Origin of the sequence: Candidatus Protochlamydia sp. R18 (assembly GCF_000648255.1) — a bacterium.
GTDB classification, from domain to species: Bacteria; Chlamydiota; Chlamydiia; order Chlamydiales; family Parachlamydiaceae; genus Protochlamydia; species Protochlamydia amoebophila.
Genome location: NZ_BASL01000071.1, coordinates 1 through 473 on the forward strand (window position 1 = coordinate 1; position 473 = coordinate 473).

The following is a 473-nucleotide window of genomic DNA, read 5'->3' on the forward strand; positions in this document are numbered from 1 at the left end:
GAGAGGAATAGCGACCCGTTATGCAAAGAACACAGCCTCATTCTTGGCTGCAGTCCATACTAGATGTATTGCTATATGGGCAGAAGTCTCGTAACTATACTATCTAGTTAAAACTCAAAATGAAACTATTCATATAAAAGAACAAAAAATTCAGGAAAGTCTCAAAGTTTTAGAAGAACAAAATAAAAGAATTCAGGAAGCCATTGAAGAACATGAATAAATATTAGCAACATTAGCAACGGAAAAAAGAGGCAAGCAGCGAAAAAGAAACAATGTTCAAACACCTTCTATTGCACACGACATGACAAATTATCAGTTAGAAGGGTTTGAGGCTTCGCCTATGAATTCATTTGATTTTATGATAGAAGAAACAGCAGTAATGATGAAGGAAATTGAAGACAGGAAACAACAACAAGCAAATGAAGAAATTCAGATATTAAACCTACAAATTCACGAATTAGAAACACAGCTTC

Annotated in this window: 1 pseudogene; it reads left to right on the plus strand. The window is 34.2% G+C overall.

Features of this window, described 5'->3' with window-relative positions:
* A pseudogene (locus tag TY19_RS13285) lies at positions 1 to 94 on the plus strand (IS5/IS1182 family transposase); the annotation flags it as partial.
* Positions 95 to 473 lie beyond the last annotated feature (379 nt).